The organism is Tolypothrix campylonemoides VB511288_2 (genome assembly GCF_045999855.1).
GTDB classification, from domain to species: Bacteria; Cyanobacteriota; Cyanobacteriia; order Cyanobacteriales; family Nostocaceae; genus Scytonema; species Scytonema bouteillei_A.
On record NZ_JBFPMW010000017.1, the window covers coordinates 216,974 to 224,130 of the forward strand.

Below are 7,157 nucleotides of genomic sequence, written 5' to 3' on the forward strand. Positions count from 1 at the left end.
GTATAAAATACAAAAAATCTGGAGAATTTATGACAGCAACAAGCACAATTCAACCATCCTCAGTTTTTCTGGTGAGTGGAGGTGCAAAAGGCATTACAGCTAAATGTGTCATCAAATTAGCACAACACTATTCCTGCAAATTTATTCTTTTAGGTCGCTCGGAACTATTAGAAACTGAACCCGATTATGCTCGCGATTGTTTTGAAGAACCCGTTTTAAAAAAGCGGATCATGGAATACCTTCTCTCACGAGGAGAGAAACCTACACCCATGAGCGTCCAAAAACTCTACAATCAAATTGCCTCTAGCCGAGAAATCAAACAAACTTTGGAAACCATTAAACAAGCTGGAGGATATGCAGAATATATCAGTGCTGATGTTACAGACAACCATGCACTCAAAGAACAACTGATAAGTGTTAGTGAAAAAATTGGTTCAATTAACGGGATTATTCATGGTGCTGGAAATTTAGCAGATAAATTGATTGAAAAGAAAACAGAACAGGATTTTGAAAAGGTTTATACAGCCAAAGTCAAAGGATTAGAAAATCTTTTATCCTGTGTCAAAGCCAATCAACTTGAATACTTGGTTTTATTTTCTTCTGTCACCGGATTTTACGGGAATGTAGGTCAAACTGATTACGCGATCGCCAATGAAATTCTTAATAAATCAGCCCATATTGTCAAGCAGCGGTATCCTGAATGCCATGTAGTTGCTATCAATTGGGGTGGTTGGGATAGCGGTATGGTAACACCAGAGTTGAAAAAAGAGTTTGCTCGTCGAGGTATTGATATCTTATCTGTTGAAGAAGGAACACAAATGCTCGTCAATGAACTCCATCCTGCAAATCACGATACCGCACAAGTCGTTATTGGTAGTCCCTTAATTCCACCTCCCATTCCATTAAAAGCCGATCTGCAAACCCATCGAATTCGCCGCAAACTCTCTCTTGAAAACAATGCATTTTTGCTGGATCACGTGATTGCTAGCAAAGCAGTTTTACCAGCTACGTGTGCGGTGTCTTGGATGGTAGACTCTTGCGAACAGCTTTATCCAGGTTATAGATTCTTTAGTAATACTGATTTTAAAGTTTACAAAGGAATCAACTTTCATGAAACTTTAGCTAATGAGTACATTTTAGATTTGCAAGAAATTTCTAAAACAGAATCTCAAGAAATCATCTTGCAAGCTAAAATTTGGAGTCAATCTCCCAACGGAAAGCCCATCTTTCATTTCAGTATAGATCGCGTTCAGCTTGTGCGAGAATTGCCTATCCGTCCTACATATGAATCTTTAAATCTCACAGAAGATAACATCATTACCATGACGGGTAAAGATTTCTATCAAGCAAAAACAGCTTCCTTCTTCCCACTTTTTCACGGAGAATCTTTCCAAGAACTGAGAAGAGTTTTAAATATTAGTCCTGAAAAAATTACAACTGAGTGTATTTGGCGCGAAATTCCACTACAACAACAAGGACAATTTCCAGTAGGTTGGGTAAATCCTTATTCTATTGATTTAAGCACTCATCCGTTATGGATTTGGATGCAACATTTTCATCAAGAAATTTGCTTACCTGCTAGTCAGCAAAAGTATGAGCAATACACTCGAATTCCATGCAACACACCTTTTTATGTATCTTGTGAAGTGACATCTAAGACAGCAACTAGTGTAGTTGCTAATTTTATCGTACACGACGAGCAAGGTAATATCTGCTCGCGTCTTTTAGGTGGCAAAGGAACTATCATTCCGACTCAATCTTTAAGGGCTGGAAGTTAGGTATCTTTTCCGCGTGAAGATTATTTATGTCTCTGAACCGCAGGGACGCAGAAGACGCGTAGAAAAGAGTTGCAAAGGTGTTGGTTTTATAGCAAAGCAATTCGGTTTGATTTGTGAAATACACATGGGTGGCGCATACCCACCTAGCCCTGTCAAGGTGGGTGAAAACTTTAGGAAATTAATCACTTTCTCACCTCTTACCTCTGCGTACTCTGCGCCTCTGCGGTTAAATAAATGACTTTTGAACCGCAGAGTACGCAGAGAACACAGAGAGAGAAGATGAGAAATTGTCACCTGAATCAAAATTTTGTGAGTCATCTTGACAGGGCTAGGAATACCCACCCTACAGTACTCATCTCCAATCTCCAATACCAATTTACTATTACAAGGAAATAAACCGTGGAAAAAATAGCGATCGTTGGATTTTCATGTCTTTTTCCTGGAGCCAAAAATCCTGAAGAATTTTGGCAAAATCTTATTCAACAAAAAGATTCAACATCATTTGTAACCGAGGGAGAACTTGGAGTCGATCCGCAAGTTTTTTACGATCCAGCTAAAGGTCAAACCGATAAGTTTTATTCTCTGCAAGGAGCATTCATTCGTAACTTTGAGTTTGACTCAACTGGATACAAGCTACCCGCAGAATTTCTGCAAAGTTTAGATAATACCTTTAAGTGGTCTCTTGATACTGCAAAACAAGCTTTGCAGCATAGCGGTTATCTGGGAAATGAAGCAGTTTTGGCAAAATGTGGAGTGATATTGGGCTCACTCTCATTGCCTACCCAATTCTCTAATAAAGTCTTCGCTCCCATTTATCAACAGGTACTATCACCAGCTATTAAAGAACTTTTACAGTGTGAGGGATTTGATTTTACGTCTTCTGCTTCTACAAAAGTTCCTGCTCATAATGCCATGATATCTGGTTTGCCAGCTGCAATTGTCTCTCAAGCTCTGGCTTTATCAAATCTTCATTTATGTATTGACGCTGCTTGTTCTTCACCTTTATATGCTGCTAAACTAGCATCTCATTATTTATGGACGCGTAAAGCTGATTTGATGTTAGCGGGAGGTATTAGTTGTTCTGACCCTCTGTTTATTCGGATGTTGTTCTCCGGTATCCAAGGATATCCTGAGGATAATGACCTCAGCCGTCCTCTAGATAAGTCATCACGAGGTCTGATTACTGCAGATGGCGTTGGGATGGTAGTCCTGAAACGATACAGCGATGCAGTGAGAGATGGCGATCGCATTTACGCTACCATCAGTGGTACGGGGCTTTCTAATGATGGTAGAGGCAAGCATTTGCTCAGCCCCAATTCCAAAGGACAAATTCTCGCTTTTGAACGGGCTTATCAAGAAGCACAAATCAGCCCTAAAGATATTGACTACATGGAGTGCCATGCTACTGGTACGCTGTTGGGAGATACTACCGAATTTAATTCAGTAGAAACTTTCTTTGGCAAATATCAAGCAACTCCTCTAGTCGGTTCTGTCAAAGGAAATGTAGGACATTTATTAGTTGCGGCTGGTTCGGTCAGCTTGATTAAAGCTCTTTTAAGTATGTCTAAGGGTGTGATTCCGCCCACTATCAATATCAGCGACCCCATAGGAACAGAAAACAACGTTATTGCACCCCAACGCATTGTTACCAAGGTAACTGATTGGCCCAACAAAACATCAGTGAAACGGTCAGCTATTAGTGCCTTTGGTTTTGGTGGAACTAACGCACATATGATTTTGGAACAGGGCGGTAATTCCTCCTCGTCTCCCTTGTCTATCTTGTCACCTTCCTCCCCAGTTCCTCCAACACCACCAGCCAAAGTCGCGATCGTGGGTATGGATGCGTTTTTCGGTTCTTGCGATGGATTAGATGCTTTTGACCGCAGCATTTATGATGGAACTCAAAATTTCATTCCTCTTCCTTCAAAGAGATGGCATGGTATAGAAGATCGACCCGACTTACTCCAACAGTACGGCTTACCGGAAGGTAAAGCACCAGTGGGGGCTTACATCCAAGATTTAGAAATAGATACCCTATCATATAAAATTCCACCTAACGAGCTAGCAAAGCTCAACCCGCAGCAACTGTTACTTCTAAAAGTCGCCGATCGCGCTCTAAAAGACGCAGGATTGAAAGAGGGTGGAAATGTCGCTGTTTTGATTGCGGCGGAGACAGAATTTTCTGTACACCAGTTACAGCAAAGATGGAATTTGTCTTGGCAAATCAAAGAGGGCTTGGCTGCGAGTGGAATTTCTTTACCTGAAGACAAACTTGCCCAACTTGAAGATATTACCAAAGATGCCGTTCACCATCCTGTAGAGATTGGCGAATATCTCAGCTATATCTCGAACATCATGGCAAGTCGTATTTCCTCCCTCTGGGATTTTACAGGTCCTACTTTCACGATTACTGCAGGAGAAAACTCTACTTTTAAAGTTTTAGAGATAGCGCAAATGCTGCTCTCAGCCGGAGAAGTTGATGCTGTGTTAGTCGGGGCTGTCGATCTGGCTGGAGGGTTGGAAAATGTCCTGTTGCGAAGTCAACTCGCACCAGTGAATACAGGTACAAATACTTTAAGTTACGACCAAAAAGCAAATGGCTGGATAGTTGGCGAAGGTGCGGGGGCTGTTGTACTGAAGCGTCACGATACAGCTAAAAAAGACAACAACCGCATATATGCAGTTGTTGATGCTATTACACCCGATGCAGGGACAGTTAGTCAAGCTTGCCAAGACGCTTTCCAAATGGCTGGTGTTAAACCTACAGAGGTTGAATATTTGGAAGTTAATGGGAGTGGAATTTCCCAAGAAGATGAAGCAGAAATTAAAGGGTTAATCCAAGCGTATCCTGCGGGTGAAAATAATTTAAGCTGTGCGATTGGTAGCGTCAAAGCCAACATCGGTCATACTTATGTTGCTTCGGGAATGGCTAGCTTGATTAAAACTGCGCTTTGTCTTTATCATAAGTACATTCCTGCAACTCCTAAATGGTCTGGTGTCAAAAACCAAGAAGTTTGGCAAGGTAGCCCTTTTTACGTGAGTGTTGAATCAAGACCTTGGTTTCTGGGCAAGGAAGCGAAAAAGAGAGTCGCTGCAATTAACAACTTGGGAATGGATGGTACTTGTGCTCATGTCATCCTATCAGACGAACCGGAACAGCAACAGCATACCAGCAGGTATTTGCAGCAAATGCCTTATTATCTGTTCCCAATAGGGGCTCGCGATCGCGCTGACTTACTCGAGCAGGTGAAGGTTCTCCAGACAACCATAGATAATTCTAGTTCTTTAGCAGCTGTAGCACGCCAAAGTTATGTAGAATTTCAAAAACGTTCTGAAGCTAACTATACCCTCGCCATTCTGGGAAGGAATAAAAATGAGTTAGCCAGAGAAATAGAATCTGCTTTCAAAGGAGTGAATAAAGCATTTGAGAGCGGGGAAGATTGGCAAACACCAGCGGGTAGTTACTTCACAGCAAAACCACTGGGTAAAAAAGGAGGAATTGCTTACGTCTATCCGGCTGCTGTCAATTCTTATGTTGGCATTGGTCGCACGCTCTTCCGCTTGTTCCCAAGAGTGTACGATGATGAAGTTATCAAAAGTCTTTTTAGCTTGTTTGCAGAAGTTTCTCAACTCGTCTTTCCTAGAAGTTTAAATAAATTATCAACCAAGCAATTGGAAAGTCTCGAAAAGCAGTTACTGAGTAACGCTTTGGCAATCTTTGAAACAGATATGGCATTTGCCAGATTGATTACAACGATTGTACGAGATGATTTTCAAGTCAAACCAAAATACGTTTTTGGCTACAGCTTGGGCGAGACAAGCATGATGAGTGCGATGGGAGTGTGGAGTAACTTTAGTGAAGGAATTAATGCCTTCCACTCCTCTCCCTTATTTGCAGACAGAATCGCCGGATCGAAAAATGCCGTGCGCGAACATTGGGGCTTGCCAAAAACACCATTGTCCGACGATGATTTTTGGAGTACTTACCTTTTGATGGCAAGTCCATCTCAAGTTCAAGAATGCCTCAAGTCTGAAAATCGCGTTTACTTAACTCAAATTAACACGCCGGAAGAAGTTCTGATTGCAGGTGATTCCGAAGGGTGTCAGAGAGTCATTAAAGCTTTGGGTTGCAACGCTTTTCGCGCCCCCTTTAACCACGCAATTCATTGCGAACCGATGCGCTCTGAATACCAAGAAGTTGTTAGAGTCAACACCTTACCCTCACGCAATATACCGGGAATCGCCTTTTACTCCTCAGCAGAATACGAACCGGTACAACTTGAGAGTCATGCGATCGCACGCAGTTTAGCAAAAGGTTTGTGTCAACCGCTAGATTTTCCCCGACTCGTTAACCGAGTCTACGAAGATGGAGCCAGAATATTTATTGAAGCAGGGTCTGGTAACGTTTGTTCGCGATGGATCGATAAAACCTTAGAAAACAAAGAACACATTACCATACCCCTCAATAGAAGAGGCATTGACGACCATGCTTCCATTATAAGAGCACTAGGAAAACTGCTCAGCCATCAAGTTTCCGTAGACTTATCACCTTTGTATGGTGAAATATCAGAAACATCCAGCAAACGCAAACCAACAGTCAAAACACTCGCTTTAGGACGAGCTACCTCAATTGAAGAAGTTTCACAGGAAAAAGTTCCGCAAGGAAACCAAATTACTGCCAGCATTTTAACAGACGAAAACCGAAAACTTTTCCAAAACGCAGCCCGCAAAGTACCCCCTCGCATTGATACCAAGCAACATCAGAACAAACCGCAATCTACAGAATCAGAAAGCAGAAATTCAGCCAAAGCCACCATTCCCAACCAAACTCCCACAAGCAACATTCACAACATTGTTACACCATCAATACCCCAAGCAGAGAAATCAAACATGAAAAATGCCCCTAATAACAGTTTTGAACTTAAAGAACAAGTACAATCTGGTGAGCAAAAAATAACTCAAGAAATTGTTTCCCCCAGAACTTTGTCAACTTCAACTAACAACCAACCATTTAGTTATATCACTACTCACCTATACCCAAATAAGAGCCAATATGAAAAGTTAAGTGCTAACAATTTGATTGCTCATCAAACTCATTCCACCTTCTTAGAAGCCAGACATCAATTTAGCAAACAAATGAGTGAAATCATTCAACTGCAATTAGCTTGTGTAGAAAATTTATTGAATGGCTAATTGCTAATAGCTAATTGCTAATAGCTAATTGCTAATTGTGCAATTAGCCATCAACTATCAACCATCAGCCATTAGCTATCAACCATCAACCATCAGCCATTATCCATTAGCTATCAACCATCAACCATTAGCCATCAACCATTAGCCATTAGCCATTAGCCATTAGCCATTAGCCATTAGCCATTA

Annotated in this window: 2 protein-coding genes; both read left to right on the forward strand. The window is 41.4% G+C overall.

What is annotated here, in order from left to right; translation table 11 throughout:
* Positions 1–29 precede the first annotated feature (29 nt).
* On the forward strand, positions 30–1,778 hold the full coding sequence (locus AB0756_RS35860) for an SDR family NAD(P)-dependent oxidoreductase (protein ID WP_038073629.1): 1,749 nt from the start codon (positions 30–32) through the stop codon (positions 1,776–1,778).
* A 399-nt stretch (positions 1,779–2,177) separates the two neighbouring features.
* Positions 2,178–6,971 (forward strand): PfaB family protein, encoded by a 4,794-nt coding sequence (locus AB0756_RS35865; RefSeq protein ID WP_038073627.1) that lies wholly within the window; start codon positions 2,178–2,180, stop codon positions 6,969–6,971.
* Positions 6,972–7,157 lie beyond the last annotated feature (186 nt).

Coding starts and splice junctions, on each gene's coding strand:
- AB0756_RS35860 (WP_038073629.1), top strand. CDS start 30: ATGACAGCAACAAGCACAATTCAACCATCCTCAGTTTTTCTGGTGAGT.